Genomic DNA, 22,602 nt, shown 5'->3' with positions numbered 1-22,602 from the left:
CCTTTCCAGGGTCCAATCGGTGCAGCACGTGTTGGTTTCACTGAAGAAGCGGGCTACCTACTTAACCCATCTTACGAGCAGTTAGCTACGTCTGAACTAGACATGGTTGTTGCAGGTACTGCTGATGCAGTATTGATGGTTGAGTCTCAAGCACAAGAGCTATCTGAAGATGAGATGCTAGGTGCGGTACTCTACGCTCACCAAGAGATGCAGACAGTTATCAACGCTGTTAACGAACTTGCTGCTGAAGCAGGTAAAGAAGCATGGGTCTGGACGCCGAAAGCAAAAGATGAAGATCTAGTTGCTAAAGTACGTGCTGAAGTTGCTGAAGGTATTACAGCGGCGTACCAAGTTGCGGATAAAATGCAGCGTCAAAATACACTTGCTGAACTGCGTGCTAAAGCAGTTGAGGCTCTTTCAGGTGAAGAAGAAGGTCAAGCTTCTGCTAGTGATGTTTCTGGTATCGTTAGCTCTCTTGAGAAAGAGATCGTACGTGGACGTATCGTTGCCGGTGAGCCACGTATCGATGGCCGTGACAACAAAACTGTCCGTGGCATTGATGTGCAGATCGACGTACTAAAAGGTACTCATGGTTCTTCACTATTTACACGTGGTGAAACTCAGTCTGTTGTAACTTGTACGCTGGGTACTGCACGTGATCAGCAGATCATCGATGCAATTGAAGGCGAACGTAAAGATCCGTTTATGCTTCACTACAACTTCCCTCCATACTCTGTAGGTGAATGTGGTCGTATGATGGGCGCTGGTCGTCGTGAGATCGGTCATGGTCGTCTAGCACGTCGTGGTGTTGCTGCTGTTCTTCCAACACAGGAAGAGTTCCCGTACACAATCCGTATCGTATCTGAGATCACTGAATCTAACGGTTCAAGCTCGATGGCTTCTGTTTGTGGTGCATCTTTATCTATGATGGATGCTGGTGTTCCTCTTAAAGCACCAGTTGCGGGTATCGCAATGGGTCTTGTTAAAGAAGAGAACGGCTTTGCTGTCCTAACCGACATCTTGGGTGATGAAGATCACCTTGGCGACATGGACTTTAAAGTAGCGGGTACTGAAACAGGTATCACTGCACTTCAGATGGATATCAAGATTACAGGTATCACTGAAGAGATCATGGATATCGCTCTTGAGCAGGCATATGAAGCACGTGTTCATATCCTAAAAGAGATGGCTAAAGTTATCGGTTATGCGCGTCCTGAGCTTCCAGACAACGCTCCAGCGCTAACACAGATTAAGATCAACCCTGAGAAGATCCGTGACGTTATCGGTAAAGGCGGAGCAACTATCCGTGCACTGACTGAAGAGACAGGCGCATCTATCGATATCGAAGACGATGGTACTGTTCGCGTATACGCAGCTGACAAAGCAGCGGCTAAAGCAGCAACTGATAAGATCATCGAAATCACTGCTGAAGCAGAGATCGGTCAGGTTTACGAAGGTAAAGTAGTACGTATCGAAGACTTCGGTGCGTTCGTCAACATCCTACCGGGTAAAGATGGTCTAGTTCACATTTCTCAGATCGACAACAAGCGTGTTGAGAAAGTAACTGACTACATCCAGATGGATCAGATGGTTAAGGTTAAAGTTCTGGACGTAGACCAGCGTGGCCGTATCAAACTATCTATGAAAGATCTGATTGCAGATAACGCTGTTAGCTAAGCTTTATTGCATTCAACTTAGCTTCGGCTAAGATCGATAAAAAACCGCCTTTGGAAACATGGGCGGTTTTTTTCTGCATGTTCTGAAGTTTGAATCCCTGTAGATGTTTTAATAGGATCGGTTCTTAGATTGCCTTAAAACTGCTTACTCGATTGAGTCTGTTTTTTTGTAGTGCTGAGAATTTAGAGTTGAAGAGGTTTATGTCAGGCTCAGAGAGAGGTAGGGTTTATAGTATTGCAAAGTTTTGAACTTTCTTAATAGAGCAGGAACAAATATATACAGTTGCGAATTGTTAACTTTTAAAATGAGGGGGTACCCAAATGACCGAACAACGAGCCGTGCTGGCTGGTGGATGCTTCTGGGGTATGCAGGATCTGATTAGAAAATTGCCAGGGGTTCTTGCAACGCGTGTGGGTTATACCGGTGGTGATGTCATGAATGCCACCTACCGCAATCATGGATCTCATGCTGAGGGCATCGAAATTCTGTTCAATTCAGATCTGATTTCGTACCGTACTGTATTAGAGTTTTTTTTCCAGATTCATGACCCTACAACATCTAATCGGCAGGGCAACGATCAAGGTATGTCGTATCGGTCTGCGATCTATTTTGTTGATGAAACGCAAAAGCAAACTGCGCTGGATACGATTGCTGATGTTGAAGCCAGTGGTTTGTGGCCTGGCAAAGTGGTCACTGAGGTTGAGCCTGTGAGCGACTTCTGGGTAGCTGAGCCAGAGCATCAAGATTATCTCGAACGCTATCCGGGAGGATATACCTGTCACTTCCCACGTCCAGGCTGGGTTTTACCTAAGCGCTAGGTCGCCGACTTAGCTGTTAGTGTAGTGGTTATGGGCGATATGAAACTGTGTATTGCTGTGTTGTGGATAACTAAGATTTCTTTATTTAATTTTGATTTAATGAAGACTGTATAGAAATTTCATATATTTTTGGAAAGCATTCATGAGCTACGAGCTAACTGGCAAGATCAAACTGATTCAAGACCCGCAAACGTTCAATAGTGGCTTCACAAAACGTGAAATTGTCGTGACTGTTGATGACGGTAAATATCCACAAGAGATCAACCTAGAGTTTGTACAAGATAAGGTTAGTCTTCTCGAATCATTGCAGATCGGGCAAGAAGTGACTGTAAGCTTTGATATCCGTGGTCGAGAATATAACGGTCGCTATTACAACAACCTCGTGGGCTGGAAAATTCAGCCAGCGTCTTCTGCAGAAGCCTCCGAGTCAGAGTACTTTAACTCTAATGCGGCACCTCAACCGACTGATTTTGACGACGATATTCCGTTTTAAATATTCAAGCTTTGAAGTTTTGAGCATAAATAAAAAAGCCCCGAATGATCGGGGCTTTTTATTGCTCACGTTATCTAGTAATTAGATGCGTGCAGCTGGGATAGCCTGTGGTGCAACGCTTAAGTCTTCGCTTGGTGGAGCGAAAGACGTTAGGTTGATACCTTCAACGGCAGCTTTGTACTCTTCCAACGTTGGGAAACGACCCAAGATAGTAGATAGAACAACCATTGGGGTAGAACCTAGTAGAGATTCACCTTTCTTCTCTGCTGTATCTTCTACAACACGGCCTTGGAATAGGCGAGTAGAAGTAGCAAGAACAGTATCACCTGCTTCAGCTTTTTCCTGGTTACCCATGCATAGGTTACAACCTGGGCGTTCTAGGTACAGAATGTTCTCGTACTTAGTACGTGCAGCTTCTTTCGGGTGTTCATCATCGAAAGTGAAACCCGCGTATTTAGAAAGAACATCCCAATCGCCTTCAGCTTTTAGCTCATCAACGATATTGTACGTTGGTGGCGCAACAACTAGAGGCGCTTTGAACGTAATAGGACCGTTCTTCTCAAGGTTGCGTAGCATAGCAGCGATGATCTGCATGTCGCCTTTGTGAACCATGCAAGAACCAACGAAGCCTAGGTCAACCTGACGGCCATTGTAGTAAGAAGTCGGACGGATCACATCGTGCGTGTAGCGCTTAGAAACATCGTCGTTGTTTACGTCTGGGTCAGCGATCATAGGCTCGTCGATCTGATCTAGATCTACAACTAGCTCAGCGAAGTACTTAGCGTTTTCGTCTGGAGCAAGCGCAGGCGCTTCGCCAGATTTAACTTCAGCGATACGCTTGTCAGCAAGATCGATAAGACCTTGAAGCATGCCCGCTTCGTTTTCCATACCTTTATCGATCATGATCTGGATACGTGATTTCGCTAGCTCTAGAGACTGAATTAGTGTGTCGTCAGTAGAGATACAGATAGAAGCTTTCGCTTTCATCTCTGCGGTCCAGTCCGTGAAAGTGAACGCTTGGTCAGCTAGTAGAGTACCGATCTGTACTTCAATTACGCGACCTTGGAAAACGTTTTCGCCAAACTTGTTAAGCATTTGAGCTTGAGTAGCGTGAACGATGTCACGGAAGTCCATGTGAGACTTCATGTTACCTTTAAAGGTAACTTTTACAGACTCAGGAATCGGCATTGCACATTCGCCAGTAGCCAGTGCGATAGCAACCGTACCAGAGTCAGCACCGAACGCTACACCTTTAGACATACGGGTGTGAGAGTCACCACCGATAATGATTGCACGGTCATCAACAGTGATGTCGTTCAATACTTTGTGGATTACGTCAGTCATTGAGTGGTAAACGCCTTTCGGATCACGTGCAGTGATTACGCCGAACGCGTTCATAAATGCCATTAGCTTAGGCGTGTTAGCCTTCGCTTTGTTGTCCCATACAGAAGCTGTGTGACAACCAGACTGGAAAGCACCGTCAACACTTGTAGAGATAGTAGAAGCAGCCATCGCTTCTAGTTCCTGACAAGTCATTGGGCCAGTAGTATCCTGAGAGCCAACAATGTTCACTTTAACGCGAACGTCAGAACCAGTGTGCAGTGGTGTTTCAGAAGCAACACCTACAGCGTTACGGTTGAAGATTTTTTCAACAGCCGTTAGACCTTGGCCTTCGTTAGAAATTTCTTTAGAAGGAGCAAATACTGTAGGCGCTTTAACACCTAACGTTTCAGCAGCGAAAGTCTGTAGCTTCTTACCGAAAGTCAGAGCGTAAGAACCGCCAGCTTTCATGAACTCAACTTTCTGTGGAGTGAATGCATCAGAGACGTCTACTAGTTCTTCGCTACCGTTGTAAAGCTTCTTAGCTTTAGTGTCGATAGTTAGAACTGTGCCTGTTGCAACAGAGTAAGCTTCTTCTAATACGTTGTCGCCATTTTCATCTTTAACCGCATTGCCGTCAGCGTCCAGTTTCTTAACCCAGTTTTTAAGGTCAAGACCGATACCACCAGTTACACCAACCGTAGTAAGGAAGATAGGTGCGATACCGTTAGTACCCGCAACAACAGGCGCGTTGTTGATAAATGGGATATAAGGAGATGTTTTCTCGCCAGCCCAAAGTGCAACGTTGTTTACACCAGACATACGAGAAGAACCAACACCCATAGTGCCTTTCTCAGCGATTAGCATCACTTTAGCGTTCGGGTGCTTCTTACCTAGCGCAACGATTTCTTGTTGAGCTTCAGGTGTGATCATGCACTGGCCGTGCAATTCACGGTCGGCACGTGAGTGAGACTGGTTACCTGGAGAAAGAAGGTCAGTAGAGATATCACCTTCAGCTGCGATGTACGTAACAACTTCGATTTTTTCAGCGATTTCAGGAAGCTTAGTGAAGAACTCAGCTTTCGCGTAGCTTTCTAGAAGGTCTTTAGCGATTGCGTTACCGTCTTTAAGAGCAGCAGCAAGACGCTCAGTGTCAGCGTCATATAGGAATACTTGAGTCTTAAGAACTTCGCCAGCTGGTTTAGCTTGAGCGTCATCAGAAAGAGCGATGTCTAGTAGCGCTTCAACAGAAGGGCCGCCTTTCATGTGAGATAGTTGCTCAAGAGCGAACTCAGGTGAGATTTCTGCAACAGTCTCTTTACCAAGAACGATGTCTTTTAGGAACGCAGCTTTAACGCCAGCCGCTGGAGTAGTACCTGGTAGAGTGTTGTAGATGAAAAAGTTTAGAGACGCTTCACGCTCTGCATTGCCTGTGTCTTTGATCTGGGCAATGATTTCAGATAGCAATTCAGCGCTATCGATTGGTTTTGGGTGTAGACCCAGGTCCTTTTTACGAACCTCAATTTCTTCTAGGTACTCAGAATAGTAACTCATGGCGTCTAACGTCTCACTTAAATCTAGTTATGATTTGGGAGAGATTATAAGGAAAAAGGTACAAACAGCTCAATGAAAACTATTTAAATGAAGCTAATAGTCGATATAAATTAAAAAAATAGTACTTAAATCAACGTGTTTTAGTATGGTATACATTGGTTGTAGATATGTATTTTTATATAAATATGAAAGGTTTTCTCTTTATTTAAAATAGTAATCATGAGGGTGATGCTTGATTTTTTAGGTCTGCCTAAGGTGAGTTAATCGCCGTTTTATCAGCTATTAAGATAACTAGGGGCTTTTTCGTAAGCTTTTTCAGCCGACTTTCTATCTCTTTAGTGATTTGATCGATCCGTTAGATAGCTAAAAATAGCGTTGAATCGTGATCTTGCTCGGCTTAAACTGCACTGTTTAATCTAGTTGTTTAAAAAGTTAGAAGAGTGCTAGCTGCTCGCCTATCCCTTAAGCACAGAAAAACTATTCATAGCTACTCATTCACCCTCTTCTATTATTGGCGTGTATATAGGAGCCTGTGCACTTATTAAGTGTGACTTCCTTATGCTTGTTGAATGTATCTATCTATTTATCTTTATGGGCCAATATGGCTTTTCGCTAAGCTATAAAGAAAACCTCCATGCTCTCTTTAACCATTGCCCCCAAGTTTATAGGGCGATGGTCTGCTATTCAGTTGGGCCGTCTATATAGAGGCTCAGTACTGTTCAGGTAGTAATTTGATCCCTTGGTATGACTTCCATAGTCATTCTTCGCTGTAAAAACTGCACCCAGACCACTTAAAGCTGTAAAAAATACTCATGTGCACTAGTAAATAGTATTAGATTGTATGTAATTAAAGCATAAATATGCCATTATTACTTCCTATAAGGTGTTTTGTGGCAATATTGTCGACAATCTGGATGGGGATAATGATTTATGTTGCAAAATATGACGATTCGTTTGCGGCTGAAAATATGACTGACAAGGAAATCGAGTAACTGCAGCAATTGCCGGAGACTCGTGTAAAAAGTCATAGAGCCAGAAGCGCTCTCTTTGCGAAAGGTATAAAAAATGACAAGCTCTATTGAATTCGATCCATCTAGTTCAGTTAAAACCCTACCCGGCACAACACATAGTTATCATAGTCTTCCAGATACTGCTGAGTTGTTTGGCATCAAGCTTGATGAACTACCTTTTTCGCTTCGTCCTATACTTGAAGGCATTGCCCGAAATGTTGGCCAAAATGGAGTCACGGCTCAGCAGGTTCAGGCGCTAGGGAGCTGGACAGAACATCAAGGCACAAAGCCGATCGAAATTCCGTTCACGGCAGGCCGCGTTATTATGCATGACCTGAGTGGTACACCCGCCATTGTGGATTTTGCTGCTATGCGCTCAGCTGTAGAACGCATGGGCATGGATCCCACCATCATTGAACCTTTAGTACGCGCAGATCTTGTTATCGATCACACGGTTACAATGGATAACACAGGTAGCCCTGCTTCACTTAGAATCAATGGCGAGCTGGAAGCTGAAAGAAATAAAGAGCGTTATGCCTTCTTGAAGTGGGGAGCGCAGGCTTTTGATACTATTAGAATTATTCCCCCGCAAACCGGCATTGTTCATCAGGTTAACTTGGAATACCTGGCACAAGGTTATCTCAATATTAATAATCTGATGGTGCCAGATACTCTTATTGGTATGGATAGCCACACACCCATGGCCAATGCCCTCGGCATTGTAGGTTGGGGTGTTGGTGGCATTGAAGCCGGAGCATCCATGCTTGGACAGCCTATGCAAATGTTGGCACCAGAAGTGGTAGGTGTTGAACTTACAGGCGCATTAAGAGAAGGTGTTACAGCAACAGATTTAGTACTAACCATTACTGAAATGTTGCGAAAATACCCTGCTGGTGTTGTTGGTAAATTTGTTGAATACGTTGGTGAGGGCTGTGCCAATCTTTCCCTGCCAGACCGTGCGACCATCGCTAATATGTCGCCTGAATATGGTGCGACGATGGGTTTCTTCCCATTTGATGAGATCTCTGCAGAATATATGAGAGCAACCGGCAGAGATGGCGATCTACCACTCGAATTCTATAAAGCACAGAACATGGCTTGGAAGCCAGGTCAGGCACTTCCACACTATACTGATCTTCTTCAGCTTGATCTGTCTACAGTGGAGCCTTCTGTGGCTGGCCCTAAAAGGCCTCAGGACAGATTGCCACTGGCAGAGATTGGTAACGTATTCAGAAAAGCAGCGACTGAAGGCCAAGAGAAAGGTAAAGAGCGCAACCCTGAAGTCGTAAAAGTGACGCCTATGAAAGCAGACGAGGCGGGTATTTTTGCACCGCTACCTGAAAGGGAGTTAAAAGACGGCGATATCGTAATAGCTGCGATTACAGCCTGCACCAATACTTCTAACCCAGGTTTATTGATTGCGGCTGGTCTGCTGGCGAAGAAAGCGAATGAACTTGGGATGACAGTACCTAACGGCATTAAAACATCCTTAGCTCCGGGGTCACCGGTTGCAACCGACTTTTTAACCAAGGCGGGACTACAACAGCACTTAGATGCACTGGGCTTTAATACGGCTGGTTACGGCTGTACAACTTGCGTAGGTAATTCTGGTCCTCTGGCACCGAGCATTGAAGAAGCGCTGCAAAAACACGATATTATCGCTGCGTCTGTTTTATCCGGTAACCGTAACTTTGAAGGCCGTGTTCACCCGGATGTAGATACCAACTTCCTAATGTCTCCACCACTGGTCGTTGCTATGGCGATGGCAGGTAATGTGAATATTGATGTTACCAAAGAGCCTATAGGACAGGATGCAAATGGGAACGCTGTATACCTAAAGGATATTTGGCCGAGCAATGCTGAAATCAGCCAGACCATGCTTGAGTGCATGGACCCGAAAGCGTTCCGCGAAACGTATGAGAATTCTTTGGATGGCCCAGCGACATGGCAGAACCTGGAATCCCCAACGGGCCCTGTTTATGACTGGGCGGCGGATTCCACTTACATTCAGGAGATCTCTTTCTTCGATGGTTTCTCACTGGAAACACCGCAAGACGCACTGAACAATATTTCAGGTGCGCGTATGCTGGTTATGTGTGATGACAACACAACAACAGACCACATCTCTCCGGTAAGCCGTATTCGCCCCGATTCACCTCCTGGTGAGTACCTGAGCTCACAAGGTGTTGCTGATGCCGACATGACCTCCCTTGGTGCACGCCGTGGTAACCACCATGTAATGCTGCGCAGTATATTCGGCAATGGTAAAGCTAGAAACCTATTGCTACCAGGTACTACGGGCGCGGTAACGAACTACTACCCATCAGAAGGTTCACCGGCTCAGATGTCTATTTACGATGCTGCTGAGCGTTATCGTGAAGAAGGCACCTCCACTGTTGTATTTGGCGGTAAGCTTTATGGCACCGGCTCATCAAGAGACTGGGCCGCGAAAGGACCTGCTCTACTGGGTGTAAGGGCGATTATAGCTGAGAGCTTTGAGCGTATTCACAAATCCAATTTGGTAGGAATGGGGGTTTTACCGCTGCAACTACCGGAAGGAGTGACTCGCGCTTCTCTGAATTTGGATGGCACTGAAACCTTCGATCTGAAGGGTATTGATACCCTTGAACCTCGTGGCACTGTCAGATTGACTATAAACAGAGCGGATGGCTCATCGCTACAGTTGGAGTTGACCTCACGAGTCGATACTTCATCAGAGCTAGATCAGATACGTCATAAAGGCATCCTGCCAATGGTATTGCGAGATATTATCACCTCGAATACCTAACATCGGTACTGCTGTTATCGAAAATGAAAAACCGCCGGATATCGGCGGTTTTTTTATGTTAGCGAATAAGTCTAATCATTTTTCATCCAAGTTTTATGTGGATAAGTGCGTTGATAGCTTGAGAGTGAATCGCTGTAGGTCAGTATTAATGAGGTTTTCAGGGAATTGTTCACAATCTGTCATTTTAGAGCGCTGAGATAAAACTAGAGTTTATTCACAGGTGAGGCTAAGGCCTTATATTTGGCCAAAACTTAAGGTCGAAATCCGATTGCTGAATATTCTGACTTAGAAGTGCTTTAAACTTATCCCATATTTCTGTGGATAAGTTCGTTAGTAGTCTGAGTGCAGCTCACTGTGAGCCTTATAAATAAAGGGCTATAGGAAGTTGGTTATATTTCTATCAGCGGTGGAAAACCTTCAGAGCTTTTCCATCATTTCGCCGAGTTTAGCAATCGCAGTCACCTGCTCTTCGCTCTGGGTGTAGTGTGCATAACATAAGCGGATGTGGTGATTGAAACGATTATCAGCACAGAAAAGGTTACCAGGGGAGATGCCTATACCTGCCTTAAGTGCTTGCTTAAAGAGTTGATCACTGTTGATCTGTTCGGGCAGATTAAACCACTGAAGTATCCCGCCTTTGGGTTGGATAAAGAGAGTTTTATCTGGCCAGTAGCGGTGAACATCTTCAGCGAGCATATCGGCACGTTCTTGATAGCTTCGGCTCACTTGAATCAGATGGCGGCGATAGCGGCGACCGATTAATAGTTCACTGATAGCTTGTTGAGTTAACGCAGGGCAAGCGATGCTGGTAACGTATTTATAATAATTGACCTTTTCATAATATCGGCCGGGAAGTACCCAACCGAGTCTAATATCAACATCGACTGTTTTTGAGAAGGAGCCACAGTGCAGCACGCGTTGTTCTGTATCAAGTGCTTTTATAGGGGTGGATCGTTGTTGGTTGTAGCTTAGTTCAGCGAATACGTCATCCTCGATAATAGCAATATTCCAACGGTTGGCTATGTTTATCAGGCGCTTACGCGTTGCTAAATCGAGGTTGAAGCCTAAGGGGTTATTAAAGCTCGGGTTAGTGAGTACCGCTTTAATTGGCCATTGGTTGAGCGCGCTTTCTAGGGCATCTAAATTAGTGCCTTGTACCGGGTCTGAGGGTAACTCTAATACGTTTAGGCCTAGCGCTTCTATACATTGGAGCGTGCCATAGTAACAAGGTGATTCTACGGCAATAGTATCGCCTACCTCTGCTACTGAGCGAAGACACAGGGAAAGCGCCTCTTGTGCGCCTTGGGTAATAACAATCTCTTCACTATTGCAGCTCAGTGCCGTGGCGTTCAGGTGGTCGGCTAAGGATTTTCGTAGGCTTGGGTCTCCGGGAGGAGTGCTGTAATGGCTGCGGCGCTGGTGGTTTGCACGTGCCCAACGGCGAGCGGTTTTTGCTTGTTGTTGATAATACCAGCTTACGGTAGGCCAGCGTGAATCAGGGTAGGCTGAACCTAAAGCAAGTAGGCCGGGTTTGTTTGCTGCGCCGAGCACAGAAAATGCGGTTGCACCTAGCGTTACTTGTTTAGGTTGAAGCGCTGGAATCTGTTTTTGTGGGGCGCAGACAAAAAAGCCTTGTCTAGGTTTGGCTTGAAGGAGCTTTAAGTTTTCTAGCTCGGTCAGTGCCCTAATGACGGTGTTTTTACTCAGCTGATATTGCTGACTTAAAAGCCGGATGGAGGGGAGACGCGATCCCGGCGTCAGCTCGCCTTTTTCGATACGTTTTTTTAGTTGCTGTACTAACTGAGAATACTTATTCATGGGTACAGGGTATTTTAAAAGGCTGTAAATATCATTTTTTAATTGCTTGTTCGTGTTTCTGTACCCCTTTAATTGCTTTTCTGTGTCCCTTTTCCGCCGCGGTTTATCTCTTTAGAGTGGTTAGCCTACATAGGGTTTTGTTGATCGCTTATTTCTATTGGTAGAGTGATGGGAAGCCGTAATATACGTTTTTTAAGGTGCATGGTGTGTTAACTAAAGATCAGCAGTTAAAGTTGGTGCCTTGGGCGTTTGTGGGTATTTGGAGTACCGGATTTATTGGTGCTAAATATGCGGTGCCGTATATGGAGCCGTTTAGTGTTTTGTTACTGCGTATGTTGCTGACGCTGGTGGTTTTCGCAGGGCTATTACTTTGGCGCAAGCCAAAGTGGTGTTCACCTAAACAGGCGGCTCATCAGATGATGGTAGGGTTTCTTGTACATGCGTGTTACTTAGGCGGTGTTTTTGCTGCAATCGGTTGGTCATTACCCGCAGGGATAACGGCACTTATCGTCGGTGTACAACCATTGCTGACCGCCATGATAGGCTGGTTATGGATAAGTGAGCGCTTACATAAAGTTCAGTGGTTAGGATTGCTGGTGGGTTTTGTCGGTGTGTTATTGGTAGTCAGCCAAAGTGATTCTCAGGGGGGAGGTGTTGCCGGTTGGGAAGCATGGAGCGCTGCACTGCTTGCATTGGTTGCTATTTCTGTGGGTACGCTCTATCAAAAACGTTTTGGTTCAGGTGTGGATCTAATGGTTGGGGCTTTTTATCAATATTTAGCCACGGCAATGGTGATGGCGTTATTAGCTTGGCAGTTTGATTCCGGCATTGTTATCTGGAGCTGGCCATTAATAGGAGCGCTATTGTGGATGGTGCTGGCGTTATCTGTGATAGCTATTTTGTTGCTTTTAGTGATGATCCGTGAGGGTGAGGCAAGTAAGGTGGTGAGTTATTTTTATCTGGTGCCGCCACTTACCGCTTTGGAGGCTTGGTTTTTGTTTGGTGAAACGTTAAATGCTTATGCTTTAACAGGCATTGGCGTAACGGTTATTGGTGTTTATTTAACCGTTAAACGCCGTCCTTGTTAATTTTTAACTGGGGCTAAACAAACGCTTTACGTTTTATGGCTAAGTCGTACAAGTTTAAAGTTGCCGTTGGACATAATGCATTCAGCCTGATGGAAATATTTCTTAGCTTTACGCTCGATAGGGATATGCATGTTGGTGACAAAGCAAGCGATACCGCGTTTATGCAAACGATCATGTGCGGCTTTTACAAACCGGTCCGTTAGGTCTCCATCAATTGAAAAACCTGCATGGAAAGGTGGGTTGCAGACAATCAGATCAAACTTCTCGCTAATGCCTTGCGCGCAACTGGCTGGAATAACTTTGCCATCAATTGGATAGCGATCAAAATTTCGTTCGCAGGCGCGGATGGCCGCCGCGTTATTGTCGGTTGCTGTAACGGGGATATCTAAATGAGTTAGGTTAAGCGATAGGTAACCGTAGCCACAGCCAAGATCGAGTGCACTTTTGGGTGGTTCAGGGAGTGTCATGAGAAAGCTATCTAAGTTTTCAATAAGATAAGCGCTTCCTTTATCTACTTTATCCCAACCAAAAACACCAGGCTTGCTTTGATACTCAAAGTTTTCATCTGCGCAGCTAGCGCGTAGCTGGTGGTAATCTTTATCGTCTAGCCGTTGTTCGCTGGATTCATTAATTTTGGTCAGTTGGGCGAGCCAAGTATCTCTATCAACTTTGCTAGTCTCTCCCATTCCTAAAAGCTTTTTAGCTTTGCTGAAATAGGTTTTGATCCCCTCATTTTTATCGCCGGCAATGATCAATTCACCGCCTACTCTCAGGCAGCGATAAGCTTCATTAATAAGATGGTGAGTGACGAGCTTTTCTTTCGATACACGATAGACCACGCGCTCTAAACTGTTATCTTCGATAATGGATAGGTCATAGTCAGAAAAGAAGGCTTTCCAGCCCTGTTTTTGTAAGTGTGCGTGTAGATCTAGTCGGTTGGTAATACAGATAACTGATTCATTAGGCTGTAAGTTCGTATCGAGAAGATTTTCATCGGTTAGCCAAAGGCTTTTCGCTTTTGCGCTCTTGATGTATGGAGCAAGCAGTGGGAAGGCTGAATCACTCATTGGATGCTATTGATCTCTTGGTCAGTTAAAAAGCGGTATTCGCCTAATTCTAAGTCTTCATCAAGATGGATATTACCAATACTTGCTCGATGTAACTCTTCAACTTTGTTGCCGATTGCGCCAAACATGCGCTTAACCTGATGGTAACGGCCTTCAGTTAGAATAACTTCTGCCTCATTTGATGCGGTAATGCGCAGTTCAGCGGGCTTCGTGCGGACTTTGTCGTTAATGAGCATCATACCTTGGGCAAATTTATCGACAGCATCTTCGGGAATAGGGTCAGCTGTTACCACTTGGTAGAGTTTCCCTGTTTTATGCTTAGGTGAGGTGATTCTATGTGCCCACTTACCATCGGTTGTGATTAGAACGAGCCCTGTGGTGTCGACATCGAGTCGCCCACAGATAACTAGTTCGTTTGCCCTTGGGAGGTCGATAAAGCTGAGTACGCTTGGATGAGTGCCGTCATTGTTAGAGCAGACGCAGCCTAGCGGTTTGTTTAGCATTAGATATTTTTCCCCAGGGGCCTCAAGGGGATAGCCGTTGAGATAGATCTCATCCTCTACTTCATTCACATGCATCGATGGATCACGCACCTCTTCTCCATTGAGAGTGACTTCCCCCATTTTAAGAAAACGGCGAACTTCCTTACGGGAGTAATCAGTAGATTGAGATAGATATTTATCGAGGCGCATATCAGTACTTTTTCATCACTTCGTCAGTCAAGCATGTAAGAAAGTAGCTATTATATCTGATGCAGCTTATCCCCTACAGCCTACGGCGTTTTTTACCGGCTAAATTTAGGCTAAAATACGCGTCTTAACCGTGGAGCCCGCTTGTGAAATTGTTTGTAGATAATCTTACCAATGTTGATTTTTCCTATCTTCACCCTCAGAGAGGGCTTATGGGGGAATCTTGGCTTGTGCAATTAGAGCTTGATGGAAGCTTAAATGAACAAGGTATGATTTGCGATTTCGGTATAGTGAAAAAAGAGGTTAAAAAATGGTTTGATCTCTGGATTGATCACGCTTTAGTTGTGCCTACACAGATGCCGCGTTTGAGTCAGCATACGGAAGAGGGTTATACGCAAGTTGAATGGCTGTATAAAACTGGCGAGAGATTTGTGTGTCGCTCACCTAAAGCGGCTATTTGTTTAGTTGATCTGCCTGAAGTGACTGAAGAGTCATTAGCTGAGTGGTGTAAAGATAAGCTACTCGATCTGTTTCCGGGCGAAGTTAAAGGGTTAAATATTCGTTTTGTACCAGAAAAAATTGATGGCGCTTTCTATCACTACAGTCATGGCCTGCAAAAGCATGATGGTAACTGCCAGCGTATAGCGCATGGTCATCGTTCTAAAATTGAGTTGTATATTAATGGACAGCGAGATAATGATTTAGAGTTGGAGTGGGCAGAACGCTTTAAAGAAATCTATATAGGTTCTGAGTCACACCTTACATCACAAAGTGATACCGTGCATGAATACGCTTATCAAGCGCCGCAAGGTGAGTTTTCAATCAGTCTGCCTGCAAGTGTGTGCTATTTGATTGATACGGATACCACGGTTGAGCTGATTGCCTCCCATTTAGCGCAGCAAATTAAGCTAAGTCGTCCTAATGATGAGGTTCTAGTTAAGGCGTATGAAGGTGTAGGTAAAGGTGCAATAGCACAGGCATAACCTTTATTTGTTAAGCCAAATTTAAGGCAAAAAAAACCGCAGCTCAGCTGCGGTTTTTTGTTTTGGGTAATCAGAGTGATTACCCAAAAAAGCGATTAGCTACGTTCAACTGCAAGTGCTGTACCCATGCCGCCACCAATACATAGTGTAGCAAGGCCTTTCTTAGCATCGCGACGTGCCATCTCGTGAACTAGGCTCACGAATACACGACAACCTGAAGCACCGATTGGGTGACCCAGAGCGATTGCACCGCCATTAACGTTTACTTTATCTGTATCCCAACCTAGGTCTTTGTTTACAGACATTGCTTGTGCAGCGAATGCTTCGTTTGCTTCAACAAGGTCAAGGTCATCTACATTCCAGCCAGCCTTTTCAAGTGCTTTCTGTGTTGCGCAGATTGGGCCTGTACCCATGATAGCAGGATCAATACCCGCAGAAGCGTAAGCCTTAATAGTTACAAGTACTGGAAGGCCTAGTTCTGCTGCTTTTTCTGCAGAACAAACGATAACTGCAGCTGCACCATCGTTGATTGTAGAAGAGTTGCCTGCTGTTACTGTGCCATCTTTCTTAAATGCAGGGCGTAGCTTCGCAAGTGCTTCAGGAGTACAGCTGAAACGTGGCTGCTCATCTGTATCAAATACAATATCATCGCCACGGCGCTGAGGGATTGTTACAGGGATGATCTCATCTTTGAATAAGCCACCAGTTACAGCTGCTTCTGCTTTGTTCTGAGATGCAGAAGCGAAAGCATCTTGCTCTTCACGCGTGAAGCCATATTTCTCTACGATATTCTCCGTAGTGATACCCATGTGGTAATCATTGAATGCGTCCCAAAGGCCATCTTTGATCATGGTATCAACCATTTTCCAATCGCCCATGCGTGCGCCATTACGAGAGTTAGGCAGAACGTGAGCAGATGCGCTCATGTTTTCCTGACCACCCGCAATGATGATCTCTGCATCGCCGCAACGGATTGCTTGCGTAGCCATCTGGATAGCTTTTAGACCAGAACCACATACTTTGTTGATCGTAAGTGCCGAAACTGAGTTTGGTAAACCTGCATTCAGAGTCGCTTGGCGAGCAGGGTTTTGACCGCAGCCTGCTGTTAAAACTTGACCTAAAATGACTTCGTCCACTTTTGCTGGATCTAAATCAACTTTTTCAATTAGGCCTTTAATAACTGTTGCACCTAGATCTGATGCAGCAATTTTAGATAGGGAACCACCGAAAGTACCAACTGCGGTACGACCCGCAGCAACAATAACAACGTCACGCATTTGAAATGCCTCTTAGCTTAGCTATGTACAAAGTTCGTTAACGATGATTTTAAGTCACTAAAGTGACTTTAGTGTTTCAATTGAAAATTGGCGTTTATACGAAAACCTTATTCGTCATATTTGTGCATGACGGGTTAAAAAAACCGCATTTCTCGGCAGTGATGACTATTTATATAGTTTTTATTGCACTGCACGAACTCATCGTCTTAGCAGTCTGCGTGACCAGCCCCCTGCTTGTCAAGCCTCGAAAGTAGCGGGGATGTATACGACTTCGGTTGGTGGCTGGGAGTGTTGCGTTGCAGTATTTTAGGGGGCTGAAGGTGTATGTCGGTGCAAAAAGTAAGGGGATTTCAAAAATAGCTAAACGAAAGAACTTTCGTTTAGCTATTAGCGTTATAAATTGATTTGAATATTATCAATAAGGCGTGTTGAGCCCATGTATGCGGCTGTCACAATAACGAGTTCTTTGTCTGAGTCGGTAGCAGGTTGCAGATCAGAGCGACGGCAGATCTTATAGTAATCACGTTTAAAACCGGATTCTTCAAGAGTTGTCTCTGCTTGCTCTTCAATACCACTAAAGTCCTTGCTGCCGTTGAGAAGAGCATCCTTAGCAATTAGTAGAGTGCGATTCAAAGTGGTCGCTATTTTTAGTTCTTCGGGGCTTAAATAACCATTACGCGAGCTTAATGCGAGTCCATCCTCATTGCGTGCGATAGGTGCTCCCTGTATTTCGACAGGTAAGCTCAAATCTTCAGTCATTCGGCGAATGACCATCAGCTGTTGGAAGTCCTTTTCGCCAAAAATAGCGACATCTGGTTGTACCATGCCAAACAGTTTGCAAACCACGGTGGCTACACCGCGGAAATGCCCCGGGCGAGATGCGCCGCAGTAGAGGTCTGATATGGTAGGCACTTCGACTTGTGTTTGGGCTTCTCGGCCGTGCGGATAGACTTCTGCATCTGTTGGGGCAAAGAGAAAGTCACAGCCTCTGGATGCAAGCTTTTCTTGGTCATCAGCTAACGTTCGAGGGTAGCTGTCTAGATCTTCTCCAGCACCAAACTGCAATGGATTCACAAAGATGGATGAGACAATAACGTCACTACAAGCCCGTGCTTGATCTATCAGTTGTAGATGGCCTTCATGTAAGTTTCCCATCGTTGGGACGAAGCCAATCCGCTTACCTTGTAAACGCGCTTTATTAAGTTGCGCTCTCAGTTCAGCAATTGAATGTATTGTAATCATGCTTATTCGAATCCGTGTTCCTGCGCTGGAAAGCTGCCATCTTTTACTTCTTTGACATACTGAGCGACAGCCGCTTCAATGCTTTCTGCTCCAGGCATGAAGTTTTTAACAAATTTCGGGCTGCGGCCTGGTGTGATGCCTAGCATGTCATGCAGTACGAGTACTTGTGCATCGGTATCGCTTCCTGCGCCAATCCCTATGACAGGGATATCTACAGCAAGGGTAATCTCTTTAGCGAGTAGCGAGGGAACGCACTCTAGCAGAATAATGCTGGCCCCGGCGTCTTGTAGGAGTACGGCATCATTGATCATCTGTTGCGCTGTTTCATTGTCTCGGCCTTGTACTCGGTAGCCGCCTAATTTGTTCACTGTTTGAGGTGTTAGGCCTAAGTGAGTACAAACTGGCACGCCACGTTCAGCGAGCATTGAAACTGTTTCGGTTAGCCATGCCCCACCTTCAAGCTTGACCATATTGGCGCCGGCTTGCATAAGCGCGGCAGCACTGTCCATCGCTTGTTCAGGGGTTGAATAGCTCATAAAGGGTAGGTCTGCCATGATAAGGCTTCCCTGGTTTCCTTGGGCGACGGCCTGGGTGTGGTAGGCCATCTCTTCAACAGTCACGGGTAAGGTGCTGTCATTGCCCTGAAGCACCATGCCTAATGAATCTCCTACTAAAATCACTTCAGTACCTGCAGTACTAACGAGATGAGAGAAACAAGCGTCATAAGCAGTGAGAACCGCAAATTTTTCGCCGGTCTTTTTCATTGATGACAACGTGTGCAGAGTTATTTTGCTCATGGAATTAGCTTCCTGTTATTACGCGTTGGCGCGATTATACCTATATCTTTGTTAAGCTGCCCATAGGGCATTCAACTAAAAGCGAAGACAATTGTTTATCTTGAGGAATCTCTACATCAGGAGAGATTTCAGATAACGGGTAAAGTACAAAGCTTCTCTCGTGCATGAATGGGTGAGGGACGATAAGACGCTCGGTGTTAATTTCTTGATCACCGTAGAGTAATAAGTCTAGGTCGAGTGTTCTTGGTCCCCAATGCCTTTCGCGAACACGCTGGTGTTTCTGTTCAATCGCTTGAAGTTTATCCAGCAGAAGGTGCGGTGGTAACTCAGTCTCTATTTCAGCGACGGCATTAATAAAATCTGGTTGGTCTTGAGGGCCAACGGGGGCTGAAGCATAGAGAGAAGAGGCTTGGATGAACTGGCATTTATCTAAAGTGGCCAGCTCATCTAGTGCTCGAACTACTTGTTCAGTGGGATTGTTAAGGTTGCTTCCCAATCCAATAAAACATCGAATGCTAGCTGTCATTACCTGAACGCTCTTGACGAGGTTTTTTGGTTTTTTTACGGCGAGGACGGCGAGGTTTATCGCCTTTACCCAAGCTATTTACCATATTGTCTTTGGATTCTGGGTTAGCATTTTGGAAGTCAGTCCACCATTGGCCAAGTCCATCTAGCTGTTCGCCGCTGCTTTCACGTAGAAGAAGTAGATCATATGCGGCTCTGAATCTAGGCATCTCCATTAAACGCAGAGCTCGGTGCCCTTGACGGCGAGGCAGGCGTAGTTGCATCTCCCATATCTCGCGAATCGATGTTGAGAAGCGACGTGGGATCGCTGTCGAACGCACTTGTTCAGATAGAACCTGATTAGCTGCTTCGTGTAGCGCAGGCAAAGGAGGCATGCGTTGCTCTCGTATCAGTGTTTGCATCCGCAGTTGTGTCGGATACCAAAGTATCGCTGCAAACAAAAATGCAGGGGTCACACTCTTACGTTGAGCTAAACGGCGATCGGTATTCTTGAATGCGTTTTGAATAAGGCTTTCTAAAGGTACATTAAGATGAGGGTCATCAAGCAGCACTTGAACTTGAGGAAACAGCGGTTCAAATAGTTCAAGGCGCTGTAACTGTTTATAAGATTGAACTGCATGACCTGATTGTAAAAGTTTAAGTGCTTCATCAAATAAGCGAGCGGGCGCTATTCGTTTTAGCATGGGTGCTAATGGGCGAATAGGGTCTTCAGAAGCAGCATCAATGGTGAAATCAAGCTTTGCAGCAAAACGAGCAGCTCGCAGCATGCGAACGGGATCTTCTTTGTAACGGGAGTCTGGATCGCCAATCATACGAAGCACGCCTTTCTTCAGGTCTTCGTAGCCATTAGCAAAATCATAGACACAGTGATCTTTTGGGCAGTAATAAAGTGCATTTACTGTGAAATCGCGACGTAGAGCATCATCTTCAATCGTGCCGTAGACGTTATCTCGCAGAATTAGGCCGCTATCGCACTGTTTTCCATGTTCGTTTTCGCCATCTTCAGTCTGACTATCATGGCTTGCTCGAAAGGTGGCAACTTCAATTAGATCTCGGCCATAGCGTACATGTACTAGCTTAAAACGACGACCAATCAGGCGCCCGCGGCGAAATAACTCAGCAGCTTCTTCTGGGTGCGCATTAGTGGCTACATCAAAATCTTTAGGTTTTTTATCAAGTAGTAGGTCGCGGATACACCCGCCCACTAAGTAGCCTTCATACCCTGCATCTTGCAGGCGATATGCAACCTTGAGAGCATTATCATCTAGATACCGGCGAGAAATTTTATGCTGATCTTCTGTAATCAGGCGTTTTTTAGCAACCGTAATCATGCCAGAGTTTGAGGGTGTCTCATCCGTGTCTGTGCTCTGATCTTTCGGTTTACTGCTAAATACTTTACACAGTGCGTTGCTAATGGTTTTAAGCAATTGAAGTGCCTATTAATACAAATTGAATATCTAGAAAGGGTATATGCTGGCTTGTTAACAAGGGAGGTGTTTCTTTCTGACAACCTTGATGCCGCTATCCCTAATCAAATTAGGTGCGCAATCATACCACTGTTGAATGGTGTAATGGGAGCGTTGGCTTGTTTGAATTTGAATATGGGGGAATGATTAGCTGATCGCATCTCAGGTAACAACGGCTATTACTTAGCTTATTGTTGTTTTTCTAAGAGCATTTTGATCGTTACAACTTCGCTACGACCAGCTTTTCTAAACCTCATTTTTATTTTTATTCGAGGCGGGTGCTTCTTAAAATCTAATTCCAGTTTTTATTTTTATTAGTGGTCTAGCTTTTAGAAGCTTGCTTCTTATTTGTTTACACGCCAATAGTAAGCATTTGGTGTGCCACTTTTTAAAAATTGTTGTAAAACAGCATGTTAAAAAATCCACTAAAAAATAATGGCTACTTAGGTGTTGCTTTTGTTACTGCTTGTTACGCTTAGGTACTAGTTTGTGGGTAGTAAGGTAACACCCAACTTGTTACCCGTTTGTTACCTATATCGTTACTCTTAATCTCTTCTAAAACTATGGTCTAATACTGATGTCTGCTACTTTTTAGCCTTCCGTGGTATTCCTAGTTTTTGACGCCGCTCCCACAGGCATTTACGGCTGACGCCAAGTTTTTTTGCGAGCTCTGTTTCGCTTAGTTTATCTTGGTTTTCTACTACAAAACGTTGGAAGTAATCATCCAGCGATAAGTTACTTTGTTCCTCTTGGGCAAGTGCGGTGCTGGTTTGAGGGGCTATCTCTGTTAACTGAGCCTCAAGAGTTTCTAAAGCTGTTTTCGGAATATCCAATCCAAGTGTATCTAAGGTAATTATTGGGCCTTCGGTTAAAATAACCGCACGTTCAATAGCGTTTTCTAGTTCTCGAACATTACCTGGCCAAGGGTAGATAGCCATTGCTTTTATCGCATCAGGGGCAAAGCTATGGGTGCTGACATTCATACGTCGACAAGCGTTTATCAGCATCTTGTTGGCTATTTCAATTATATCGTTCTCACGTTCACGTAAAGGAGGAATAACAAGTTCCATAACGTACAAGCGATAGTATAAATCTTCACGGAACTCATTTTGTTTCGCGAGTTCTTTCAAATTACGATGAGTGGCGGCGATAAGACGGACATCGACTTTTTTCGATTGAACAGAGCCTACTCTTCGTATTTCACCCTCTTGAAGAAAACGAAGTAGACGAGCTTGAGCTTCTAGCGGGAGCTCACCTATCTCATCAAGGAAAAGTGTACCGCCGTCAGCGGCTTCTAAAAGACCTGTGCGGCCACTGCTGGCGCCGGTAAAGGCACCTTTTTCATGACCAAAAAGTTCTGACTCGATCAAACTTTCTGGTATAGCTGCGCAGTTGACGGAAATCATTGGGATATGAGCACGATTACTTTGTTCATGAATCGAGCGAGCTGCCAACTCTTTGCCGGTACCTGATTCACCTTGGATAAGGACAGTCGCGTTAGTTTTTGCAACTTTTTGAATGCGTTTGGCTAACTCTAGCATCGGGCGGCAAGAACCAAAAATTTGAGTAGTGCCCAGTGTCAGTGATGAGGATGAATCGGCTTGGGGCGTAGCATGTTCAATATTGCCAGCAAGGATGCTTTCTACTGATGAGAGCATCTCGTCATGATCAAATGGCTTTGCAATATAATCAACTGCGCCTAGCTTCATCGCATCTACCGCGGAGCGAAGGCTAGCGTAACTGGTCATTATTAAAACAGGAACTGATTTAGCTAAACCGATAAGGTCTGTTCCGGGTGCGCCGGGTAAGCGAAGATCACTGATGATGAGATTGAAATCATCAAGTTTAAAGCGGCTGGTTGCATCATCAACAGATGCTGCGTCATCGACGTTAAAGTGATGTTTTTCTAGTAGCCTGCGTAGGGCTGCTCGTATAATTGTTTCGTCTTCTACAATCAGAATTCGGCTCATAAGCTCTACCTTATATCCAG

16 protein-coding genes are annotated in these 22,602 nt (G+C 45.0%); 6 read left to right on the top strand and 10 right to left on the bottom strand.

The genetic code is table 11. The features are described 5' to 3' along the window. From pnp to B4K11_RS17370, 3 genes are all read left to right on the top strand, one after another. Nucleotides 1-1,677: polyribonucleotide nucleotidyltransferase (pnp, locus tag B4K11_RS17380; protein ID WP_292959470.1), on the top strand; the 1,677-nt coding region annotated here is incomplete at its 5' end. 320 nt (nt 1,678-1,997) lie between these two features. Further along, a complete protein-coding gene (gene msrA / locus B4K11_RS17375) occupies nt 1,998-2,495 on the top strand; it encodes a peptide-methionine (S)-S-oxide reductase MsrA (protein ID WP_292955505.1) in 498 nt (165 codons plus the stop codon). Nucleotides 2,496-2,637: 142 nt separating this feature from the next. After that, a complete protein-coding gene (locus B4K11_RS17370) occupies nt 2,638-2,988 on the top strand; it encodes a DUF3127 domain-containing protein (protein WP_292955508.1) in 351 nt (116 codons plus the stop codon). Nucleotides 2,989-3,069: 81 nt separating this feature from the next. Here the strand turns inward: B4K11_RS17370 and B4K11_RS17365 are convergent, their stop codons facing one another. Beyond that, the gene (locus tag B4K11_RS17365) at nt 3,070-5,862 is read right to left on the bottom strand and encodes a bifunctional aconitate hydratase 2/2-methylisocitrate dehydratase (protein WP_292955511.1); all 2,793 of its coding nucleotides are present in this window, start codon (nt 5,860-5,862) and stop codon (nt 3,070-3,072) included. Nucleotides 5,863-6,927: 1,065 nt separating this feature from the next. Between B4K11_RS17365 and acnA the strand changes: the two genes are divergently transcribed. After that, a complete protein-coding gene (gene acnA, locus B4K11_RS17360) occupies nt 6,928-9,660 on the top strand; it encodes an aconitate hydratase AcnA (protein WP_292955514.1) in 2,733 nt (910 codons plus the stop codon). 417 nt (nt 9,661-10,077) lie between these two features. Here acnA and B4K11_RS17355 read toward each other — a convergent pair whose 3' ends face one another. Next, complete coding sequence (locus tag B4K11_RS17355) at nt 10,078-11,478, bottom strand: PLP-dependent aminotransferase family protein (RefSeq protein WP_292955517.1); 1,401 nt, start codon at nt 11,476-11,478, stop codon at nt 10,078-10,080. A 206-nt stretch (nt 11,479-11,684) separates the two neighbouring features. On the opposite strand from B4K11_RS17355, the gene B4K11_RS17350 reads away from it, so the two are divergent. Next, nucleotides 11,685-12,566, top strand: coding sequence for a DMT family transporter (locus B4K11_RS17350; RefSeq protein ID WP_292955520.1), 882 nt, complete (start codon nt 11,685-11,687; stop codon nt 12,564-12,566). 26 nt (nt 12,567-12,592) lie between these two features. Here B4K11_RS17350 and B4K11_RS17345 read toward each other — a convergent pair whose 3' ends face one another. Continuing rightward, nucleotides 12,593-13,633, bottom strand: coding sequence for a methyltransferase (locus B4K11_RS17345; RefSeq protein ID WP_292955523.1), 1,041 nt, complete (start codon nt 13,631-13,633; stop codon nt 12,593-12,595). Further along, entirely contained in the window at nt 13,630-14,325 is a 696-nt protein-coding gene (locus B4K11_RS17340) for a pseudouridine synthase (RefSeq protein WP_292955526.1), read from the bottom strand. The genes B4K11_RS17345 and B4K11_RS17340 overlap by 4 nt, the downstream gene beginning before the upstream one ends. 143 nt (nt 14,326-14,468) lie before the next feature. Between B4K11_RS17340 and B4K11_RS17335 the strand changes: the two genes are divergently transcribed. Further along, on the top strand, nt 14,469-15,305 hold the full coding sequence (locus B4K11_RS17335) for a 6-carboxytetrahydropterin synthase (RefSeq protein WP_292955529.1): 837 nt from the start codon (nt 14,469-14,471) through the stop codon (nt 15,303-15,305). A gap of 95 nt (nt 15,306-15,400) precedes the next feature. Here B4K11_RS17335 and B4K11_RS17330 read toward each other — a convergent pair whose 3' ends face one another. From B4K11_RS17330 to B4K11_RS17305, 6 genes are all read right to left on the bottom strand, one after another. Continuing rightward, nucleotides 15,401-16,582 carry an acetyl-CoA C-acetyltransferase gene (locus B4K11_RS17330; protein ID WP_292955532.1) on the bottom strand — a complete coding sequence of 394 codons (1,182 nt, stop codon included), beginning with the start codon at nt 16,580-16,582 and terminating at the stop codon, nt 15,401-15,403. Nucleotides 16,583-16,975: 393 nt separating this feature from the next. Beyond that, a complete protein-coding gene (gene panC, locus B4K11_RS17325) occupies nt 16,976-17,824 on the bottom strand; it encodes a pantoate--beta-alanine ligase (RefSeq protein ID WP_292955535.1) in 849 nt (282 codons plus the stop codon). Nucleotides 17,825-17,826: 2 nt separating this feature from the next. Next, nucleotides 17,827-18,621, bottom strand: a complete 795-nt coding sequence (panB, locus tag B4K11_RS17320) for a 3-methyl-2-oxobutanoate hydroxymethyltransferase (protein ID WP_292955538.1) — start codon at nt 18,619-18,621, stop codon at nt 17,827-17,829. Nucleotides 18,622-18,661: 40 nt separating this feature from the next. After that, on the bottom strand, nt 18,662-19,147 hold the full coding sequence (folK, locus tag B4K11_RS17315) for a 2-amino-4-hydroxy-6-hydroxymethyldihydropteridine diphosphokinase (RefSeq protein ID WP_292955541.1): 486 nt from the start codon (nt 19,145-19,147) through the stop codon (nt 18,662-18,664). Beyond that, the gene (pcnB, locus tag B4K11_RS17310; protein WP_292955544.1) at nt 19,137-20,573 is read right to left on the bottom strand and encodes a polynucleotide adenylyltransferase PcnB; all 1,437 of its coding nucleotides are present in this window, start codon (nt 20,571-20,573) and stop codon (nt 19,137-19,139) included. Before pcnB ends, folK begins: the two co-directional genes overlap by 11 nt. Nucleotides 20,574-21,196: 623 nt before the next feature. Further along, the gene (locus B4K11_RS17305) at nt 21,197-22,582 is read right to left on the bottom strand and encodes a sigma-54-dependent transcriptional regulator (protein WP_292955547.1); all 1,386 of its coding nucleotides are present in this window, start codon (nt 22,580-22,582) and stop codon (nt 21,197-21,199) included. Nucleotides 22,583-22,602: the final 20 nt, after the last annotated feature.

This window comes from Neptuniibacter sp. UBA6509, from assembly GCA_002435145.1.
In the GTDB taxonomy this organism is placed as follows: Bacteria; Pseudomonadota; Gammaproteobacteria; order Pseudomonadales; family Balneatricaceae; genus Neptuniibacter.
Note: the sequence above shows the minus strand (reverse complement) of the source record. Positions and strands in the feature narration are given on the sequence as shown.

Bases quoted from the DNA above. Each gene is read 5' to 3' on its own strand.
- B4K11_RS17345 (WP_292955523.1), bottom strand. From the start codon at position 13,633: ATGAGTGATTCAGCCTTCCCACTGCTTGCTCCATACATCAAGAGCGCA.
- B4K11_RS17340 (WP_292955526.1), bottom strand. From the start codon at position 14,325: ATGCGCCTCGATAAATATCTATCTCAATCTACTGATTACTCCCGTAAG.
- panC (WP_292955535.1), bottom strand. From the start codon at position 17,824: ATGATTACAATACATTCAATTGCTGAACTGAGAGCGCAACTTAATAAA.
- B4K11_RS17305 (WP_292955547.1), bottom strand. From the start codon at position 22,582: ATGAGCCGAATTCTGATTGTAGAAGACGAAACAATTATACGAGCAGCC.
- B4K11_RS17365 (WP_292955511.1), bottom strand. From the start codon at position 5,862: ATGAGTTACTATTCTGAGTACCTAGAAGAAATTGAGGTTCGTAAAAAG.
- folK (WP_292955541.1), bottom strand. From the start codon at position 19,147: ATGACAGCTAGCATTCGATGTTTTATTGGATTGGGAAGCAACCTTAAC.
- acnA (WP_292955514.1), top strand. From the start codon at position 6,928: ATGACAAGCTCTATTGAATTCGATCCATCTAGTTCAGTTAAAACCCTA.
- msrA (WP_292955505.1), top strand. From the start codon at position 1,998: ATGACCGAACAACGAGCCGTGCTGGCTGGTGGATGCTTCTGGGGTATG.
- B4K11_RS17355 (WP_292955517.1), bottom strand. From the start codon at position 11,478: ATGAATAAGTATTCTCAGTTAGTACAGCAACTAAAAAAACGTATCGAA.
- panB (WP_292955538.1), bottom strand. From the start codon at position 18,621: ATGAGCAAAATAACTCTGCACACGTTGTCATCAATGAAAAAGACCGGC.
- B4K11_RS17330 (WP_292955532.1), bottom strand. From the start codon at position 16,582: ATGCGTGACGTTGTTATTGTTGCTGCGGGTCGTACCGCAGTTGGTACT.
- B4K11_RS17370 (WP_292955508.1), top strand. From the start codon at position 2,638: ATGAGCTACGAGCTAACTGGCAAGATCAAACTGATTCAAGACCCGCAA.